Raw genomic sequence first — 18583 nt, forward strand, 5'->3', positions numbered from 1 at the left:
ATTAAGAGGGTTGTTGTAGAGCCTGACAAAAAGCCGTTTTATCTTTGGGTGAAACCAGTACAAATTTGGCTTTACCTTCCTTAAGATAGTCGATACGGAGACGATCCAAGGACAATGCAGGCGATGAAACCGAATTCGTACTTGGACTCACCTGTTGAATGCTTGATAAGGGAATTTTCCAGGATAGAAACATACAGGTGATAATCAGTTGATCTGCTTCAACTCGATATTGCGTGTTCCATACGGGCCACCACAACACTGCAATGGTGAGCACATAAGTTAGGGTGTGTACTGGATATTGCGCCATAGTGCCTTTGGCATACATGGTCAGTAATAATTGAATCAGCAAGCCCGTCATGGCAATGATAAAACCTAAAATCCACCAATCTTTTTTTGAACGAAATTTTTGCATATTCTCCCCCATTTGTGCTTATCTTACACAAAAATCCCACCGCTGTAAGATCGTGTCCTGTTGAATTTTAGACAGAAAAAAACGTCCCGCAGGACGTTTAAATTCGATTAATGCTTAGAAGACATAAGGACGCACAAAGATCAGGAAGAAAATACCCAACATCAGGAACCATTTTAAGAAATAGTACAACTGACGATTGGTTTTCTTTAATTCTTTGGCTTTTAAACGTAACTGATATACATAGCCAAATACCTTGTTCAAGCCACCCGTTTGGTCGCCTGTTTCATTCGGTGAGCTAGCAGCCGTCATCACATTTTTACCAAACCAGTGATTAAATTTTTGCATCAAGCCAGTCTTGAGTGGACGCTCGACATCGGCAAAGAAAATAATGCGATTTTGATCGGTTTTATTCTCGGCATAATGAATGTAGGTTTCATCAAACACCACGCTTTCACCATCGCGCCATGAATAACGTTGCCCATCGACATCAATAAAACAACGATCATCATTCGGTGTGATTAAACCTAAATGGTAACGCAATGAACCTGCATAAGGGTCACGGTGCCGCACCAAACGGCTATCAGGTGCCAGTTCGGTAAACATCGCCGCTTTAATGCTCGGCAAGGTCTTTAACAATTCAGTCGTTTTCGGGCACAATTCTGCTGCCGATGGATGTGCCGAGTCATACCATTTCAGATAAAAACGCTTCCAGCCTGTTTTGAAAAAAGAGTTAAATCCAAGATCATCATAACTGCTAGATGCTTTAATACCGCCGCGTTCATACAAGGCTTTGGCTTCATCTCGAATCATTTCCCAGTTTTCATCCAAGACTTTCAAATCTTTAAAATATTGGGTTTCAATATAGGGCTGATTGGGCACCTTGGAAAACAGGTACATCAAAAAGTTAATTGGCGCCAATAGGGTTGAATGGTCAAAAAATTGACGGTAAAAAGAATGACGCACTTTACCGCGATTTTGGATATATAACGCTGAAATCACAAAAATCGCCAAGATAATCCACTTAATCATACAGCACTCTTTTCATTGCTTCTGATGATCACACTTTGCAGCATGATCATGGGTCTAGACATTAATTTTGGCGAAATTCTATCAAATCTCTCCGTTTTTTTCATACCATCCAGATAAACCCTCACCCTGTAATGCCGAAACACCTGAATTTTACTTTGAATTTTCCCGTAGTCATCTCAGTCAAATGTCTGCCTTTCCTGCGTAGGTATCGGTTATAAAATCAAGCTTCCCTACAAGTGAAAAATGGTCTGTTGATGCACCCTCACTGATCCACTTATCCTCTAACAGCATCAACTGCTTAGTTCACCCAACAATAGACAAATTACTGGAAACTTCCAAAATACAATTGACTTTTTTGACACAAACCGCATAGTGAGAAGCGGTGGTTTTTTATTCTCCATCAGACATAACAAGCGCAGAACTATTACAATTTTTTGATAAAAAACAGAAGCATCTTATTGAACGGTTTTTAACACACTTTTTTCTTCAATAATTTTTGCTGTAAAGGAAATTAAAATTGATGACCATTGCGTCACTGCTTGATACAACTTGTTATGTTCTTTTTGGATATAGTTATCGTAAGATTAGCGAAGCATTCATGTGCGCAGAACAAGCGAACACGCTTCAAAACATCAACTTAGAAGTCCTCCAAAATAAAGGAGATCAGGCATGATCCACGCTGGCAATGCCATTACCGTCCAAATGCTTTCGGACGGAATTGCAGAATTCCGCTTTGACTTACAAGGTGAGTCGGTCAACAAATTTAACCGTGCAACGATTGAAGATTTTAAAGCTGCTATTGCTGCTGTAAAAGCAGACAGCTCTGTAAAAGGCTTGGTCGTTACTTCAGGTAAATCTACTTTCATCGTTGGTGCAGACATCACAGAATTTGGTGAAAACTTCGCACAAGGTGAAAAAGCGATTATCGACTGGGCAATGCCAGTACATGACATCTTCAACAGCTTTGAAGATTTAGATATTCCTAAAGTTGCTGCAATCAATGGTATGGCATTGGGCGGTGGTTTTGAAATGTGTTTGGTCTGTGACTACCGTGTCATGTCTGATCAAGCGCAAGTGGGCTTACCAGAAATCAAACTCGGGATCTTCCCTGGTTTTGGTGGTACCGTGCGTTTAAGCCGTGTGATTGGTATCGACAATGCGGTTGAATGGATGGCAATGGCTGCACCGAAAAAGCCTGCTGCTGCATTAAAAGATGGTGCTGTAGACGCAGTCGTTGCGGCAGACAAACTTCAAGATGCGGCAATTGACTTGGTAAAACAAGCGCTTGCTGGTCGCGTAGACTGGAAAGCTAAACGCCAAGAAAAACTTGACCCAGTGAAGTTAAACCAACTTGAACAAATGATGGCGTTCAACACGGCGAAAGGTGCGGTTCTTGCGAAAGCAAACCCAGCGCAATACCCTGCACCAAAACTCCTGTTGGATTCATTACAAGCAGGTGCAAGCCTTCCACGTAATGACGCATTAAAAGCGGAAGCTGAAGGCTTTGCCAAAGCAGCCGTTACTCCACAAGCTGGTGCATTGATTGGTTTATTCATCAATGACCAAGTGGTGAAGAAAACTTCGAAAAAATATGAAAAAGGTGCTCACCCTGTTAACCAAGCAGCGGTTCTAGGCGCGGGTATCATGGGTGGTGGTATTGCTTACCAAGCGGCAAGCAAAGGCACACCAATCATCATGAAAGACATTGGTAATCCACAACTTGCTTTGGGCATGAAAGAAGCCAACGGCTTACTGACCAAACAAGTTGAACGCAAGAAAATGAAGCCTGCTCAAATGGGTGAAACACTTGCGCGCATCCGCCCGACTTTAAGCTATGACGAGTTTAAAGAAGTGGACATCGTGATTGAAGCCGTGACTGAGAACCCTAAAGTTAAGGGTATCGTACTGGCTGAAACCGAGAAAAATGTTCGTGAAAACACGATCATCGCATCGAACACATCTACGATTTCAATCACGCGTTTGGCTGAAAACTTACAACGTCCTGAAAACTTCGTAGGTATGCACTTCTTTAACCCAGTTCACATGATGCCATTGGTTGAAGTGATTCGTGGTGAGAAGACGTCTGCTGAAGCGATTGCAACGACTGTGGTACTTGCTCAGAAAATGGGTAAAACACCAATCGTGGTCAACGACTGCCCAGGCTTCTTGGTAAACCGCGTATTGTTCCCTTACTTTGGTGCGTTTGACCTTCTGCTTAAAGATGGTGCGGACTTCCAACAAGTTGACAAAGTGATGGAAAAATTCGGCTGGCCGATGGGTCCTGCTTACCTCATCGACGTTGTCGGTATCGACACAGGCGTACACGGTGCGGAAGTGATGGCAGAAGGTTTCCCTGACCGCATGAAGCCAGACTTCAAAGGCGCAACTTTAACCATGTACGAAAACAAACGTCTTGGTCAAAAGAACGATGTTGGTTTCTACCAATACGTACTGGATAAGAAAGGCAAGAAAGCCAAAACTGTTGATCCAGTGGCTTATGAACTTGTGGCGTCTGTGGCAACTGCCGAGAAACACGAATTCGACCCTCAAGAAATCATTGACCGCATGATGCTTGCTTTCTGTAACGAAACTGTTCGTTGCTTGGAAGACAACATTGTTGCAACTGCTTCTGAAGCGGATATGGCGATGATTATGGGTGTAGGCTTCCCTCCATTCCGTGGTGGTCCATGCCGTTACATCGACCAAACAGGTGTTGCTGAATACGTTGCGCTTTGTGACAAATATGCACACTTAGGTAAGGCTTATGAAGCGCCACAAATGTTGCGTGACATGGCTGCTAACAACAAAAAATTCTACGGTTAAGGAGCAACGTGAATGGCTACTTTAAATCCACGTGACGTTGTCATCGTTGATGGCGTACGTTCAGCAATGGGTAAAACCAAAAACGGTATGTTCCGCAATGTACGTGCTGACAGCTTATCGGCTGAATTGGTTCGTGCACTCGTTGCTCGTAACCAGTTTGATGTTAACGAAGTTGAAGACCTCATTTGGGGCTGTGTAAACCAAACTTTAGAGCAAGGTATGAACATTGCTCGTAACATTGGTTTATTGGCAGATCTTCCTAAAACTGTTGCAGGTCAAACGGTAAACCGTCTTTGTGGTTCTTCTATGCAAGCACTTCACACGGCTGCTGCACAGATTGCAACCAACCAAGGTGACATCTTCATCATTGGTGGTGTAGAGCACATGGGTCACGTCGGTATGATGCACGGCATCGACCTGAACCCTGAAGCATCTAAACACTATGCAAAAGCATCGAACATGATGGGCTTAACTGCTGAAATGTTAGGTCGCATGAACGGGATTACCCGTGAAGAACAAGATGCGTTCGGTGTTGAATCTCACCGTCGTGCTTGGGCTGCGACGCAAGAAGGTCGTTTCAAAAACGAAATTATTGGTGTTGAAGGTCATGATGCCAATGGTTTCAAAATCCTATGCGACATCGATGAAGTGATTCGTGCAGATGCTAACCTTGAAGCATTCCAATCGTTAAAGCCTGTATTCGACCCTAAAGGTGGTTCGGTTACTGCGGCAACTTCTTCTGCGCTTTCTGACGGTGCATCTGCAATGTTGTTGATGTCTGCTGAACGTGCTCAAGCTTTAGGTCTTAAGCCACGCGCTGTCATTCGTTCTATGGCGGTTGCAGGTTGTGATGCAGCAATCATGGGTTACGGTCCTGTTCCTGCAACGCAAAAAGCGCTTAAGCGTGCTGGTTTAACGATGGCGGATATCCAAACCATCGAGTTAAACGAAGCATTTGCTGCTCAAGGCTTATCAGTGATGAAAGGCTTAGGCATTTATGACAAGCAAGACATGATTAACTTGAATGGTGGTGCGATTGCGTTGGGTCACCCATTGGGTTGTTCTGGTGCACGTATTACCACAACGTTGTTAAACGTGATGGAACAGAAAGATACGCAAATTGGTCTTGCGACCATGTGTATCGGTCTTGGTCAAGGTATCGCGACTATTATCGAACGTGTTTAATGTTTAATTAAATTCTAAGATAAAAAGAAACCCCGCCTATTGCGGGGTTTTTTTATAAATTAAACAAATATTTGAGATTTAAAATTGGATTCAGTATATTGATTATGCCCATGTTGTAGGACATGGGGAAGGTAATCTGTTGTCAAGTATTGCACCACTCAGTATTAGAACTATTTCTAGTGCTTCTGGTGAAACAATACAAACTGTTTGGAACCAACTACAGATAATGTATATTGAACTCCACAGAATGTAATCAATGCTTCTCATAGTATAATCCTTTCGCGATCTAAAGACGGTGTAGGAGTTTTTCTTCTAGAGGGTACGTAATTGTGGGTACTTGGGTATGCTCAAGGGACTCTGTTCTTAGAATGGAGTGTGTACTACGAGGATTATCGTCAGCCTTTCCTTGAGTTTTCTAATAATGATTATTGATCACCTATTTTTCAAAGAACGCCAAAAAAAGTATTTACATTTCGATTATCCTCTCTCGCCTGAACAAGTTTATAAATACGTTTTAAATCCTAAAAACATTGAAAAACATGCCTTTTATCCTTTCATACACTTTGAATTAAGCTCAAGAAAAATTAAGAAAAATGGTTTTAAGATCGTAAATGGCAAAAAGAAAATTCTTATTGAAAAGAAAGAACCTAAAATTCGTCCAATTAAATATTCTGCTCATATTGATGGACACATCTATGCTTACTATGCCGCGTTACTAACACCAAATTACGAGAGATTACTTGAGTCATCAAATTTGACAGATAGTATTTTAGCTTTTAGGAAACTTCCTCATGCTCCTAATAATATTGATTTTGCAAAGAAGGTTTTTGATGAAATAAAGCTAAGACAAAACTGCGTAGCATTATGTTTCGATATTAAAAGTTTCTTCGATGAACTTGACCATCAAATTCTAAAAAAAGCATGGCTAAAAGTTTTAAACTTAGAAGAGCTTCCTAAAGATCACTATCAAGTCTTTAAATCTATTACAAAATTCTCTTATGTATGTAAGAAAGATATCTATCAATCTTTAGGGTTATCACTAAATCGAAGTCATAAAGATTTAAAAAGACTATGTTCAAGCCATGATTTCAGAAATAAGATTAGAAAAAATAATTTAATTATCAAAGAAAATGAAAATAAAGGAATTCCTCAAGGATCAGCTATAAGTGCTTTTTTATCTAATATATACATGTTGGATTTTGATAAGAATATAAAAATCTATTTGTCAAAATTAAATGCTTCATATTACAGATATTGTGATGACATTCTAATAATCTGTGATTCTGATCTAGGAATGAAAATTGCTCTAGAGACAGAAAAAAGAATAAAACTATTGAAAGTCCAAATTCACCCCGATAAAACAAGGCGAGTTTATTTTCAAGATGGCTTACATGTATATAACAAATCCCATATGAGTAGAGAGCCTCTCCAATACCTTGGTTTTACTTATGATGGCAATAAAATTTTATTACGAGATAGTGGGTTAGCTAAATATTCACATAAAGTCATGAAAGCTGTCAAAATGACTAATAAGAAACTTAGAAGAATCAATATTGCACGAATCAGACGTGGAGAATCTCCACTTCCTATACATAAAAAACATATCTATAGACGCTTCTCATTTATCGGCTCGAGAAACTATATTAGTTATGCACTAAAAGCATCACGTATCATGAATGAGCCAGCCATAAAAAGACAAATACAACCCCATTGGTCAAAAATCCAAAGCCATCTGGATAAACATGAACAAATTAATATGGAACTCTATGACTGTATTGAATGTAAAACAAAGTAGTATTTTAATCCCGTAACATTTGATCTTTAACTTTTTAAATCAGCTCTATATACAAATTACATGACCTAAATTGACACTAAAAAAAGAAAATTTCCATTATGAATCAATGACTATATAAAAAATAAGAGATAAAAGCTTTTACAATCCTTTGAATCTTTTAATGATAGGCTTAACAACAATAAAAAATCAGCTTTATAATTTCTTAATGATTCGGAGTGACGGATGTTTTCATCACCAGTTAAAACCCTCATTGGTGTAGGCGTAATAGCAACACTTTTTACAGGCTGTGCCACCAAAACCCTCATCACCAAAGACAATAAAACCTATACTCGCTCCAACAAAGTTACTTTAGTGGAAGATCAAGTGGTTGCATTCGGTAAACCCGCCCAAGTACTCACCACCCTACCTGCCAACAGCTTGGTCATTGCAGGGCAAAAGAATAGCTACATCTTGACTCAAGGCGGTGCTCAGTTTGTCACGCTCATCACTAAACTCGATCCAAAAAATATTCAAATGACCAAAGCTCTCGATTTCTATTCAGCAAAAAATGATGGTCATTTCACAGGTACACTACCGCTGTCTTATATCAAACTCAAAGAAGACATCAGTAAAAAAGACCTCGAATTCTTTATCGAAAATGGCGCAAAAGAATGTTCAACTGTCAGTGATGAACGTATGCTGGCACAGCGTTTCTGTTTCGATATTCCTTTAACTGGTGTGGTTTACCCTGCTGCAAATAATCTGAACAGCTTAAAACCACTGAGCAAGCCGTATCAGGTCAGTATTTATAGCTATCAGGAAGAAAGCTATCAGTCCAAATCCAGCCTGAATCCTTTTGAAAAACTGGTGCTGCTGCCCTTTGCTGTTGCCATTGATGTGATTAGCCTGCCATTTCAGGCTGCCGAAAAAATCTTTGATTAATCTCAAGCGATGAAGTCCATGCAGCAAGGCATGGACTTCTTTTCAGCAATGCACATCAAGCCGCCAATAATGCCTTTGCCGCGGCGCGATGCTTGAATTGCAATTCTTCCAAATCCAGTCCTTGAATTTGTCCTGCTTTGACTTGCCATTGCCCTGCGACCATCACATGTTCCGCTTTGTCGGCACCACATAACAGTAAAGCGGCAATCGGGTCATGACTGCCTGAAAACTTCAGATCATCCAGCTTATAGCACGCCAAATCTGCCTGAAAGTTGAGTGCCAACTGTCCCAAATCCTGACCACGTCCCAATAACTGTGCCGAACCTTGCGTTCCCCAACTCAGTGCCAGTTCAGGCGTAATCTGCTCTGCCCCATATTTCAAACGCTGTAAATACAAGGCTTGGCGTGCCTCTAAAATTAAGTTCGAGGCATCACCTGAGGCAGAACCATCAACCCCCAGACCAATTGTGGCACCTGCCTGGATTAAATCCAGTGTCGGGCAAATACCCGAAGCCAAGCGCATATTCGAATGTGGACAATGGCAAATGCCGACCCCAGCCTGACCCAAACGTTGAATTTCATCGACATTAAAATGGATACCATGCGCCAACCATGTGCGTGCATTTAACCAACCGACACTTTCCAGATAGTCCACGGTACGCATGCCAAATTTCTCTAAACAGAAGGCTTCTTCATCAAGGGTTTCGGCCAAATGGGTATGCAATCGCACATCCAGCTGTTCGGCAAGTTGCGCACTTTCACGCATAATTTCAGGCGTGACCGAAAAAGGCGAACACGGCGCCAGCGCAATATTGACCATCGCCTCTGCACCACGTTGATGATAGCGCTGCACCAGCCGTTCGCTGTCTTGCAGAATGGTGTCCATGGCTTGTACTGTATGTTGCGGCGGTAAACCACCCTGTTCCTGACCCAAACTCATTGAGCCACGCGTCAGCATCACCCGCATGCCCAATTGCTGTGCCGCGTGTACTTGGATATCGATGGCATCGGTCAGTTGCTGCGGGAATAAATAATGATGATCCGCGGCAAAGGTACAGCCCGAAAGCAACAATTCAGCTAACGCCACTTGGGTCGCCAAATGCAGTTGTTCAGGATTCAGTTTTGCCCAGACAGGATACAAGTTCACCAGCCAAGGAAATAAAGGCACATTGACCACAGGTGCCCAAGCGCGGGTCAGGGTTTGGTAAAAGTGGTGATGGCTATTGATCAAGCCTGGAATAATCACCAAATCTTTGGCATCAAAAACCTCATCACACGGCAGGCTTGGCAGTTGATCTTGACCAAGTACCTCGACAATTTTCTGATCTTGAATTACCAGCCCATTGCGGGCATCCAGTTGATTGCCTGTAAAAATCGCCAGCGGTTGTTTAATCCAAATTCTTGAGTGAGTAAGCGTTGTCATGCAAAGTTTGATTTCATCCATATGGGAAACTCAAACAAGCAAAAAGCAGACCATCCAGTCAAAAACTAGAGGCTTTCGCCTAGTGCAACAGCTCTTCCATCAACCACGCCATGTATTTCTCTTTGTCCATAAAATCAGGGGCATTGCCTGTATCTAGGCTGAAATACTGACGATTAAACTCAATCACAATTTGTTCGGTATGATGCCAGTCCTCAATCAAGCGGAAATACTGACTAAAGAAGAAGCGGTTTTTGCCCCAGTTACTTAAACTTTCGAGTTTGGGATAGGCTTTATTTTCTAAAAACTCTGCATACACCTGTTGAATATCATCAAAGACCTGAATGGTTTTCATTGCTGTACCTGCTTTAAATCTGATGCGTGAATGTGTTCAACAGCTTCAACTTAACGCAGTTATCTTTAAGTTACATGACAATGCGAGCCACCACTTAATCATGCTTTTCTTGCAGGGCTTTCCGATTTTGTTGCTGGATCTGTTGCATCTGACTGTTCAGTTTCACAACCTCTTGATACAACGTATTAAATTGTTTTAATGCCTTATCATCATAAAACATGAAGGTATTGTTTTTATTTTCCCAGCGGTTATTTTTCAAGACCAGAAAAATCTGATCGGCTTTTTCCAGCACCTGTTTTTCAATTTCAAATAAAGCCAATGCTTCATTTTGCTTTGCGCTTTCACGCAAATTTTCAGCCAGTTGCTGACGATAGCGCGATTGTATCGGTAATTGTTTGGCCTGTTCCAAGGCATTCTGTTGGGCTTGCTCAATTTTGACTTGATATTCCGTCGCCAAGGCATGTGCTTGCTGCAACATTAAGTCGGTTTCTTGGTAGTCCTGCTTTTTATCTTTACTTAAACGCTGAATATTTAAAAAATCATCCCAATGAATGGCTTTTAATTCACGCAAATAGGCATTACGTGCTTCGGCACTTTGAATCATTTGGCTCAGGACAAAATTTGCCATGACCTCATAATCCCCGTGTAAACGCGGGTCGCTGACATCCACTTCAATGGGTGTGTTCCAGTCTTTGGCTTGCGCATAAATCAGGTCGGTTTTTTCATATAAAACCTTTTGATATTGCTCCAATTGTGCACTTTCTTGTTGTTGCACATGATATTGATAAAATAACCCACCAAACACGGCAGCAGTGGCTAAGCCTAAAATCAGAAAGATACGTGGCATGATTCGCTCCGACTCCCCTTTTTTCCATCATAGCAAAGATTGCCTGTTGCTGAATATTGCAACATGTTAACGCTATCATACATACCGTTGCGTAGATGAAAGATCTGCAGCAAGCGTGGTCTGCACACTATTTCAAAGGCGTGGCTTGAGGCAAACTCATATTCTGCGGCAAAACAGGCTGTGAGTTAAAATCAATTTGCCCTATCGAAATCTGTTCACGAATCAGTTGCACATTGGATGCACCCCGATCAATGCCAAAAGGCTGCAACATAATGTACAGGCCTTCGGTTGGATCGGAGGACTGCAAACCCGAAGCAATATTCAACACATGCTCACGTAGCAGAGGTGGCAGCGTATCCAGTGCAGGCTCAGGAGCAGGTGCCAAAACTTCCAAATTTTGCGTGATAGTCGGATCCACCACAAATGCCTGCGTATCTCCCTGCAACTGAATAATCCGATGCTGTAAGGCTTTACGAATATTTTCATCCTGCTGATAAGGAATCACACCCGCTTCGGCGCGAAGTTCGGACTCCGCCATGCTTTTAAAGGTCGGTAAGGATACAATTTCACCATTGGCAGACGCCAGTTGGGTACTACAGCACAACATTAGAGCTAGCACGGGGAGAAACTTCACAATCGCCATAACAGCATCCCAACAAAGCAAAGAAGAGTTCGGTCATTTCAAATGATGACGTCTCCTTTATTGTATATTTTTCAAGCTTTATGCAGCATGCTTGTCAGATAAACGGTCAGGGTGAACCTGTCATCCATCAAACCATTGCCCCGCATTCCGCTGACTTTTTCATGCTTGCTGCTTTAAATTCTGCAATTCACCCCCATTGTTTTTAGCATTGCTATTTTTACTTTTTGAGAAATTCCATGCGCGTTGATATCTGGTCTGATGTAGTCTGCCCTTTTTGCTATATCGGTAAAAAACGTTTAGAAGCAGCAGCTGAACAGGCGGGTGTAGAACTCGAAGTGCATTGGCACAGTTTTGAACTCGATCCAGAAGCACCTGCACGCCAAGAAATTTCCAATTCAGAACGTCTGGCGCAGAAATATGGTCGCACACTGGCAGAAGTGGAAGAAATGCAACGCAATATCGCAGCTATGGCGAAAGAAGAAGGCATTGAATTCAACTGGGAAAATGCCAATTCAGGCAATACCTTCAATGCCCACCGTATTATCCATTTGGCACAAAGCAAAGGCTTAGGCTCAGATGCCAAAGAAGCCTTCTTTTACAGCTATATGACTCAAGGTCTGCCAATTGGTGAACGTGAAACTGTAGAAGATGTGGCTGCACGTATCGGACTCAACCCTGTGGAAGTTGAGGATGTCCTCAACTCAGATGAATACGCCGATTTCGTGAAGTTCGATCAGGAAGTTGCGCGCGATCAGCTCAAGGTGACTGGCGTACCATTCTTTGTATTTGATCAACGCATTGCTTTGGCGGGCGCACAGCCGCGTGAAGTATTCTTACAAGTCCTCGACAAAGCGGTTGAAACTGCACAGGCAACTGAAGCAGATCAATGTGATGTTGACGGTCAATGCGACTCGAGCTCTGAACCAAACCAATAAGTCTCCATCTCTAAATGCTGGATCATCAAAATCTCCTGCAATGCAGGAGATTTTTTTTGCCTGTCGTTCTGCAAGCCTGATTTCAACCGACGTGGCAACCGAATCCCTACCGAACATACATTTCGCTCAAATAACATCACGCTTCTATTGCAGAAGCCCTATGCGGATGACACAGGAAGCCAACACGGCTTACATTCTGCTCGGCTAGGCTAAAACCTCATTCTTGTTACCGCACTTTGACATGAGGTCGATATGAATATGCAACAGAACTCAGAACAAACAGCTGTATCCGAAACTAAACCCGATTTAAGCCGTGCACGATCACAAAGCAAATCCCGAAAATCCAAAATTTCACCCGCCTTAACCGGTGCAATTATGGGAGCCATTGCAGGACGTTTTGTGCCTAAACTCAGCCCTTTTTCAGGCGCTGTACTCGGCATTATCAGCAGTAAAATGTATCAAAAACATCAAACCCGAACCCGTTAAACTGTTTATTTTTCAAAATTTTTTTTCATTCGCTAGATTGCCTTAGCCCCAAGGCAATCTTAGAGCAAAAACTCTATAATATTGATTTATAACAATAAATTAACTGATCAGTCATCTTTTAACCCGCCAAAATTGATTGTTTTTTGATAGCATAGCTTGGTTGTTATTTCTCCCTATCCATTTTGGATAATCTCTCCTCAAGGTGATTTTTATGTCTATCATGAAATCTATTTTGGCTATTGCCGCATTTGCAATCTCAGCTCAAGTGTCTGCTCAAGTGGTATTCGTACCCAACTTCCCTGTGCAACCAGAGAGCAAAGCCCAAACCTCTACAGCAACGCCATCTGAACATACGGCGCAAGATACTTCTGCACCTGCAAAAGACGCGGCATAAAACTTAGCGTTTGAGATGCTCAACAAAATAGCCCCTTTGGGGCTATTTTTTTATTCTAGCTTTACAAGGACTCAAGTCGTTCAACGACACACGCTAGCGTTCATCTTGATAATGTTTAGTTCGGCTTCACGGAGTCAAAATGAATTGTTACGAATATTTTTCAGCTAAAATTTTAAATAAATGTCATATTCAAATAAAAATGCGTCAAATATGACAAAAAATTTCATGTTTTTTTCATATAAATCCATATAATCAAAATATCTAGGTCATTGAATCAAGAGTTAAATTTCATGCACATGCAAGATATTCAAGCACTCATTCAAGGAAAAGTTACACCACAAACGATCAATTTAGATGAATTGATTGCGATGGCAGAACGTTATCCGCAACATACCTCTACGGAATACAAATTATTAGAAATAGCCGCCAATATTGTTTTGGCGAGTTATTTGGAACAGGCACAACAGCATCTTTAAAGACCGCCTATGAATGTTTTAGAAAAAGCCCATTTAGCCAAGGAATTACAAAACCTTATTCATGGTTTAGACCAGCGCTCTTTATCATTTTATGAAATAGCAAAGTCTAAATGTCGTCTCAAGGAAATTTTTGTCCGTTGTGATGAGCCTATTTTTAAAAAGCAAATTCTTAATTTTAAATCTCATATGCAACCAGAACTTGCAGCTCAAGAATTTGCTAAACATTCATTATATGTGCAAACTTTTCGGGGAGTCTTTAAGCAAGATACTGCTTTAGAACAAGCGCTTGAGCAACACCCAGAAATGGGCTGGGCAATTCTGCATCGCGCCAATTTAGGCTTCCAAATTTGGTATATTCCTGCCCCAAACCGTACAGCACTCATGAGTGACTGGGATGGACTCGAACAAAATTATGCTTGGATGTTAGAACAACAGGAAATTTATCATGGACTTAAAACTGATGTAGAACTAAATCAAGCAATTTTTGAACCGAGCAAAGGGTTCAAATCCCAGAAAAGATTTTCGATGCCTGCGACTCAGACCACTGCAGATGACAGCAAACAGGTAATGTCAAAGGTGGCAAACTTACATCAGGATAATACCTTTTATGTTGAGCCACTGACACTACAGCAAAATACCTCACTCACTGCACGTACAGAAATAAACCCTGAATCTGATTCGACTAGCATTTCAATGCTTGATCTCAGTCTTACACCAAAAGATGACGAACAAAGAACGGTCTTGACTACTCCCGCAAACATAACGATGACGGCTCATTTCAAGGCAGCGACCCCAGCAACTGCTTCAGATCATCTGCTTCCCCAAGTGATTGAACTCGGTCAATGGAAATGCCGTTTAACCGCATTACAGTTTGCACAGGCACAAGAACATAAACTATGCAGTTTAACCGTGGAAAATGTGCCTGAATTAATGCCGTTATTGGAACTGATTATTTCAGCCTCCGAATTAGCACAGTATGTTAATCAACCCGTATATTTGGCTGAACAAATCAATGCTCAGGGGTGTTTTGTTAAATATCTTGCCATTTTGGGTGCAGAAGATCAGCTACAGGCCATTCGCTTAGGCAACATTGTCAGTCAGCATTATGCTTATGAAATTTCAGCCTTAAAGTTGCTGCCGAATGAACAGAAACTGAAGCAATGCAAGACTGCTGAACAACTATTCGAGTTATATCATGAGCATGCACAATTGGTATGGAACACTGAGACTTATTATCCGTTTATTCCTACAAAATGCGTGCAAAAGCAGCGATTTATTGCCTTTGATGAAGCGCCAGCAAATTATGCAACGCCTTTAATTCTCCTGAAAGAGCGGCAGAAAATCCGAATCATTCATGGTCATGCACGACTGCAGTTATCGCATGAAGAAATTGCCTATCCATTTATTCTACTGGATCGCAATCAAGGGATTTCGTGGCAATTGATTCAAAGCATTATTCAGATGCTCCCGCAACCCATTTCGGCGTCAAAATTGCATGCTGCGATTCAAACGCACATCGGCAGTTAATTTATTTTATTTTGTAGCAAAAGCTTGATTTTCATCCCTAAAATTTACCAAACTTGTGAAGTAAATTTAGAATAAAAGATCATGAGAATGCCTACAATGAGAATAACTTTTACCCAGCCACTTGTGTTGATGGTTGCCTTGGGGATGGGGCAGACCTCAAGCTGGGCCAATACGACCGATATACAAGAAACTGCCCCAACTTCGGCTCCCTACACCATCGAGCAAGCCCCCGATCAGGAGGGCAGCTTGTTCTATACCATTCCACGCTGGATTGATTCAACACCAACCGTATTGCCTGAACAATCCGACGAACAAATCGTCCCATCGACGGTGGTGACGGAAAATCAGACTTGGATTGACCGTAAGCAAAAGCAAATTCGCAATTGGGCGGATGACACTTCACAGGACATCGATGGCTGGTTTGGGGATCGAAATACCGATGATCCCGCCTCTGCCACCTTAAGGGTATTGATTGATAACCGCTGGAATAAATACGATGAATACGACGTTAAACCGCGTATTCGCGGCAAAATCCGTTTACCCAATCTAGAGAAGAGACTCAGTCTGGTTTTCGGGGATGACTCTCTGGATAACGAATTACCGAATAATGTCGCCATTACCAATGAAAATCCGCCAAGTCCAGATAATGACAAAGCCTATGACCGTCGGCAAAACCGTGATGCCAACAGTTCCTTCGCCTTACGCTGGTCAGACATTTCCAGACGCTTACCCTTTGAAACTGACTTTGATATCGGTCTACGTTCGGGCGATGACATCTATCTACGCTTAAAAGCCAAAAAAGATTGGACCCTTGAAAATGACTTTTTCTTTCATGCTGAACAGATTTACCGTTATGGTATCGACAGTGAAAATTATTTACGAACCAACTTGGAATTGACCCATGCCCGTCCCGATGCAGCTTTTTTAAGTGACCAATTCAGCTTAACCTATGCCGATGTACAAAAAGATGATTTGAATTGGGACAACTATGCTTTCCGCCAACATCAATTCTTTCAAGGTAATACCTTTAACTATGGACTCTACACAGGTGGTTATCTCGATAATTCAGATTTACACCTGAATAGTTGGGGACCGTTTGTCTCTTGGCGTCAACCACTCTGGCGTGAATGGTTCTATGTCCAAACCGATCTCAATTATTACAATGATGATCGCGCTGACCGAGATCACTATTTCAGTACCATGCTCCGTTTAGAAGCATTGTTTTAAACCCTCTTGTGGAAACAGCGTTGTGGATAAGTTCGCTTTTATCCACATCAGCGCTCAATAAAAAAGGCAACCTAGATTAAGTTGCCTTTTTTACATTAAAGCTTAGCTTATTTCAGCAACAACTGATTAATACGCTTCACATACTCAGCAGGATTTTCAGGTAAACCACCTTCTGCAATCACCGCCTGATCAAAGATCACATTAGCAAGATCTTCAAAATGAGTGCTGCTATCCAGTTTTTTCACCAACGGATGCTCAGGGTTAATTTCCAGAATTGGCTTGCTTTCAGGAACAGCCTGACCCGCTTGTTTCAACATACGAATCAACTGTGGAGAAAGCTCACCTTCACTAGTCACCAAGCAGGCTGGTGAGTCCACCAAACGCGTGGTGACGCGAACTTCTTTGGTTTTGGCTTTTAAAGCATCAGATAATTTATCTACCACAGGTTTAAATTGCTCTGCGGCAGCCTCAAGCGCTTTCTTCTCTTCCGCATCTTGCAAGTCACCTAAATCGACCGCACCTTTAGAGACGTTTTGCATTGGCGTGCCATCGAAGTCCTGAACAAAATTCATTGCCCATTCATCCACACGGTCAGCCATTAACAAGACTTCAATGCCTTTCTTCTTGAACAACTCTAATTGTGGCGAGTTCTTCGCAGCATTCAGACTCTCCGCAGTCACATAGTAAATGGCTTTTTGCCCTTCTTTCATGCGTGCTTTGTAATCTGCCAAAGAAGTGCTGATGTCATCATTCGTCGACGTTGCAAAACGCAATAACTTTAAGATGCGCTCACGGTTGCCAAAGTCTTCACCCAAACCTTCTTTCAAGACCGAACCAAATTCAGCATAGAAAGTTTTGAATTTCTCTTGGTCTTGTGCATCTTCCGACTTTGCCAGACCATCCAGCACCGTCAAGATACGGCGGGCGTTGCCTTCACGGATGGTTTTTACATCACGGCTTTCTTGCAACAATTCACGGCTGACATTCAGCGGTAAATCTGCACTATCCACCACACCTTGTACAAAGCGTAGATAGTTCGGAATTAAATTATCCGCATCATCCATAATAAACACGCGCTTTACATACAGCTTGATGCCTGCTTTGGCTTCACGCGTGAAAATGTCATGCGGTGCTTTGCTTGGAATGTACAGCAATTGCGTATATTCGGTACTGCCTTCAACACGGTTATGTGCCCATGCCAATGGTGCATCAAAATCATGGCTTAAGTTCTTGTAAAACTCGATATATTGCTCTTCAGTGACTTCACTTTTGCTGCGGGTCCATAAGGCACTGGCTGAGTTAATCGCTTCCCACTCATCGGTTTTGACCATCTGGCCGCCTTTCGGTGTTTCACCTTCGGCAACTTCTTCTTCCTGCCAAACTTCTTTCTGCATTTCAATTGGCAAGCTGATATGGTCGGAATACTTATTAATGATTTGCTTAACTTTATAGCTTTCTAAATAGTCCAAGGCATCTTCACGTAAGTGCAGAATAATATCTGTACCACGGCTTGCCTTGGTAATTTGCGCGACTTCAAAATCACCTGTACCGCCACTGATCCAGCGCACCGCCTCTTGCTCAGGCGCACCTGCATGACGTGATTCTACTGTAATCTTATCCGCGACAATAAAGCCCGAATAGAACCCTACACCAAACTGACCAATCAATTGTGCATCGGCTTTTTGATCACCTGTGAGCTTCGACATAAAGTCTTTGGTACCTGACTTGGCAATAGTACCGAGGTTATCAATCGCTTCTTGCTCCGTCAGACCAATGCCGTTATCCGAAATGGTCAGCGTTTTTTGTTCTTTATCTAAAATGACACGCACATGTAAATTCGGGTCATTTTCATAAAATTCAGGATGATTAATGCCTTCAAAGCGCAACTTATCGCAGGCATCCGAAGCATTGGAAATTAACTCACGCAAAAAGATTTCTGGGTTTGAATACAGTGAATGGGTCACCAAATGGAGTAATTGTGCCACTTCAGCCTGAAAGCTATGTTTTTGTGTATTGTGTTCGCTCATACAACCTTCCTCGAATTCATTCACACAGTGTTTTTATCAGATGCTTTATGAATTGGAGTGACGCAGTGATTTTTCAATAGC

At 42.0% G+C, this 18583-nt stretch carries 17 protein-coding genes; 10 read left to right on the forward strand and 7 right to left on the reverse strand.

The genetic code is table 11. The features are described from left to right. Position 1 precedes the first annotated feature (1 nt). Together ACWQ4X_RS00985 and lpxO are read right to left on the reverse strand one after the other, a co-directional pair. Complete coding sequence (locus ACWQ4X_RS00985) at positions 2-412, reverse strand: PH domain-containing protein (RefSeq protein ID WP_457902396.1); 411 nt, start codon at positions 410-412, stop codon at positions 2-4. Positions 413-526: 114 nt separating this feature from the next. After that, the gene (gene lpxO / locus ACWQ4X_RS00990) at positions 527-1441 is read right to left on the reverse strand and encodes a lipid A hydroxylase LpxO (protein ID WP_100242760.1); all 915 of its coding nucleotides are present in this window, start codon (positions 1439-1441) and stop codon (positions 527-529) included. A 669-nt stretch (positions 1442-2110) separates the two neighbouring features. Here lpxO and fadB point away from each other — a divergent pair. From fadB to ACWQ4X_RS01010, 4 genes are all read left to right on the forward strand, one after another. Next, complete coding sequence (gene fadB, locus ACWQ4X_RS00995) at positions 2111-4264, forward strand: fatty acid oxidation complex subunit alpha FadB (RefSeq protein ID WP_457902397.1); 2154 nt, start codon at positions 2111-2113, stop codon at positions 4262-4264. Positions 4265-4276: 12 nt separating this feature from the next. After that, positions 4277-5449 (forward strand): acetyl-CoA C-acyltransferase FadA, encoded by a 1173-nt coding sequence (gene fadA, locus ACWQ4X_RS01000; RefSeq protein ID WP_142769675.1) that lies wholly within the window; start codon positions 4277-4279, stop codon positions 5447-5449. 421 nt (positions 5450-5870) lie between these two features. Next, positions 5871-7244 (forward strand): antiviral reverse transcriptase Drt2, encoded by a 1374-nt coding sequence (drt2, locus tag ACWQ4X_RS01005; protein WP_457902398.1) that lies wholly within the window; start codon positions 5871-5873, stop codon positions 7242-7244. A 222-nt stretch (positions 7245-7466) separates the two neighbouring features. Further along, positions 7467-8165 (forward strand): hypothetical protein, encoded by a 699-nt coding sequence (locus ACWQ4X_RS01010; RefSeq protein ID WP_457902399.1) that lies wholly within the window; start codon positions 7467-7469, stop codon positions 8163-8165. A gap of 55 nt (positions 8166-8220) precedes the next feature. Here ACWQ4X_RS01010 and ACWQ4X_RS01015 read toward each other — a convergent pair whose 3' ends face one another. From ACWQ4X_RS01015 to ACWQ4X_RS01030, 4 genes are all read right to left on the reverse strand, one after another. Further along, entirely contained in the window at positions 8221-9588 is a 1368-nt protein-coding gene (locus ACWQ4X_RS01015; protein ID WP_457902400.1) for an 8-oxoguanine deaminase, read from the reverse strand. Positions 9589-9667: 79 nt separating this feature from the next. Then, on the reverse strand, positions 9668-9940 hold the full coding sequence (locus ACWQ4X_RS01020; RefSeq protein ID WP_100242766.1) for a hypothetical protein: 273 nt from the start codon (positions 9938-9940) through the stop codon (positions 9668-9670). Between the two features lie 94 nt (positions 9941-10034). Next, positions 10035-10787, reverse strand: a complete 753-nt coding sequence (locus ACWQ4X_RS01025) for a hypothetical protein (protein ID WP_457902401.1) — start codon at positions 10785-10787, stop codon at positions 10035-10037. Between the two features lie 127 nt (positions 10788-10914). After that, positions 10915-11430: a hypothetical protein gene (locus tag ACWQ4X_RS01030; protein WP_457902402.1), complete on the reverse strand. Its 516-nt coding sequence runs from the start codon at positions 11428-11430 to the stop codon at positions 10915-10917. Between the two features lie 236 nt (positions 11431-11666). Here ACWQ4X_RS01030 and ACWQ4X_RS01035 point away from each other — a divergent pair, with 236 nt between their 5' ends. The 6 genes from ACWQ4X_RS01035 to ACWQ4X_RS01060 all read left to right on the forward strand — a co-directional run bounded on the left by ACWQ4X_RS01035 (position 11667) and on the right by ACWQ4X_RS01060 (position 16475). Then, entirely contained in the window at positions 11667-12365 is a 699-nt protein-coding gene (locus tag ACWQ4X_RS01035) for a DsbA family oxidoreductase (RefSeq protein ID WP_100242768.1), read from the forward strand. A 252-nt stretch (positions 12366-12617) separates the two neighbouring features. Next, positions 12618-12851: a hypothetical protein gene (locus ACWQ4X_RS01040; RefSeq protein ID WP_457902403.1), complete on the forward strand. Its 234-nt coding sequence runs from the start codon at positions 12618-12620 to the stop codon at positions 12849-12851. A gap of 211 nt (positions 12852-13062) precedes the next feature. After that, on the forward strand, positions 13063-13245 hold the full coding sequence (locus ACWQ4X_RS01045; RefSeq protein ID WP_142769680.1) for a hypothetical protein: 183 nt from the start codon (positions 13063-13065) through the stop codon (positions 13243-13245). A gap of 296 nt (positions 13246-13541) precedes the next feature. Then, positions 13542-13721, forward strand: coding sequence for a hypothetical protein (locus ACWQ4X_RS01050; RefSeq protein WP_457902469.1), 180 nt, complete (start codon positions 13542-13544; stop codon positions 13719-13721). Positions 13722-13730: 9 nt separating this feature from the next. Further along, positions 13731-15248, forward strand: coding sequence for a hypothetical protein (locus tag ACWQ4X_RS01055; RefSeq protein WP_457902404.1), 1518 nt, complete (start codon positions 13731-13733; stop codon positions 15246-15248). Between the two features lie 87 nt (positions 15249-15335). Continuing rightward, the gene (locus ACWQ4X_RS01060; protein WP_457902405.1) at positions 15336-16475 is read left to right on the forward strand and encodes a hypothetical protein; all 1140 of its coding nucleotides are present in this window, start codon (positions 15336-15338) and stop codon (positions 16473-16475) included. Positions 16476-16582: 107 nt separating this feature from the next. On the opposite strand, the gene htpG is transcribed toward ACWQ4X_RS01060, so the two are convergent. Further along, positions 16583-18502: a molecular chaperone HtpG gene (gene htpG / locus ACWQ4X_RS01065; RefSeq protein ID WP_457902406.1), complete on the reverse strand. Its 1920-nt coding sequence runs from the start codon at positions 18500-18502 to the stop codon at positions 16583-16585. Between the last annotated feature and the right edge of the window lie 81 nt (positions 18503-18583).

The sequence above is a fragment of the Acinetobacter sp. NigerLNRRAM0016 genome, from assembly GCF_054112845.1.

Coding starts and splice junctions, on each gene's coding strand:
- ACWQ4X_RS00985 (WP_457902396.1), bottom strand. CDS start 412: ATGCAAAAATTTCGTTCAAAAAAAGATTGGTGGATTTTAGGTTTTATC.
- lpxO (WP_100242760.1), bottom strand. CDS start 1,441: ATGATTAAGTGGATTATCTTGGCGATTTTTGTGATTTCAGCGTTATAT.
- fadB (WP_457902397.1), top strand. CDS start 2,111: ATGATCCACGCTGGCAATGCCATTACCGTCCAAATGCTTTCGGACGGA.
- fadA (WP_142769675.1), top strand. CDS start 4,277: ATGGCTACTTTAAATCCACGTGACGTTGTCATCGTTGATGGCGTACGT.
- drt2 (WP_457902398.1), top strand. CDS start 5,871: ATGATTATTGATCACCTATTTTTCAAAGAACGCCAAAAAAAGTATTTA.
- ACWQ4X_RS01010 (WP_457902399.1), top strand. CDS start 7,467: ATGTTTTCATCACCAGTTAAAACCCTCATTGGTGTAGGCGTAATAGCA.
- ACWQ4X_RS01015 (WP_457902400.1), bottom strand. CDS start 9,588: ATGACAACGCTTACTCACTCAAGAATTTGGATTAAACAACCGCTGGCG.
- ACWQ4X_RS01020 (WP_100242766.1), bottom strand. CDS start 9,940: ATGAAAACCATTCAGGTCTTTGATGATATTCAACAGGTGTATGCAGAG.
- ACWQ4X_RS01025 (WP_457902401.1), bottom strand. CDS start 10,787: ATGCCACGTATCTTTCTGATTTTAGGCTTAGCCACTGCTGCCGTGTTT.
- ACWQ4X_RS01030 (WP_457902402.1), bottom strand. CDS start 11,430: ATGGCGATTGTGAAGTTTCTCCCCGTGCTAGCTCTAATGTTGTGCTGT.
- ACWQ4X_RS01035 (WP_100242768.1), top strand. CDS start 11,667: ATGCGCGTTGATATCTGGTCTGATGTAGTCTGCCCTTTTTGCTATATC.
- ACWQ4X_RS01040 (WP_457902403.1), top strand. CDS start 12,618: ATGAATATGCAACAGAACTCAGAACAAACAGCTGTATCCGAAACTAAA.
- ACWQ4X_RS01045 (WP_142769680.1), top strand. CDS start 13,063: ATGTCTATCATGAAATCTATTTTGGCTATTGCCGCATTTGCAATCTCA.
- ACWQ4X_RS01050 (WP_457902469.1), top strand. CDS start 13,542: ATGCAAGATATTCAAGCACTCATTCAAGGAAAAGTTACACCACAAACG.
- ACWQ4X_RS01055 (WP_457902404.1), top strand. CDS start 13,731: ATGAATGTTTTAGAAAAAGCCCATTTAGCCAAGGAATTACAAAACCTT.
- ACWQ4X_RS01060 (WP_457902405.1), top strand. CDS start 15,336: ATGCCTACAATGAGAATAACTTTTACCCAGCCACTTGTGTTGATGGTT.
- htpG (WP_457902406.1), bottom strand. CDS start 18,502: ATGAGCGAACACAATACACAAAAACATAGCTTTCAGGCTGAAGTGGCA.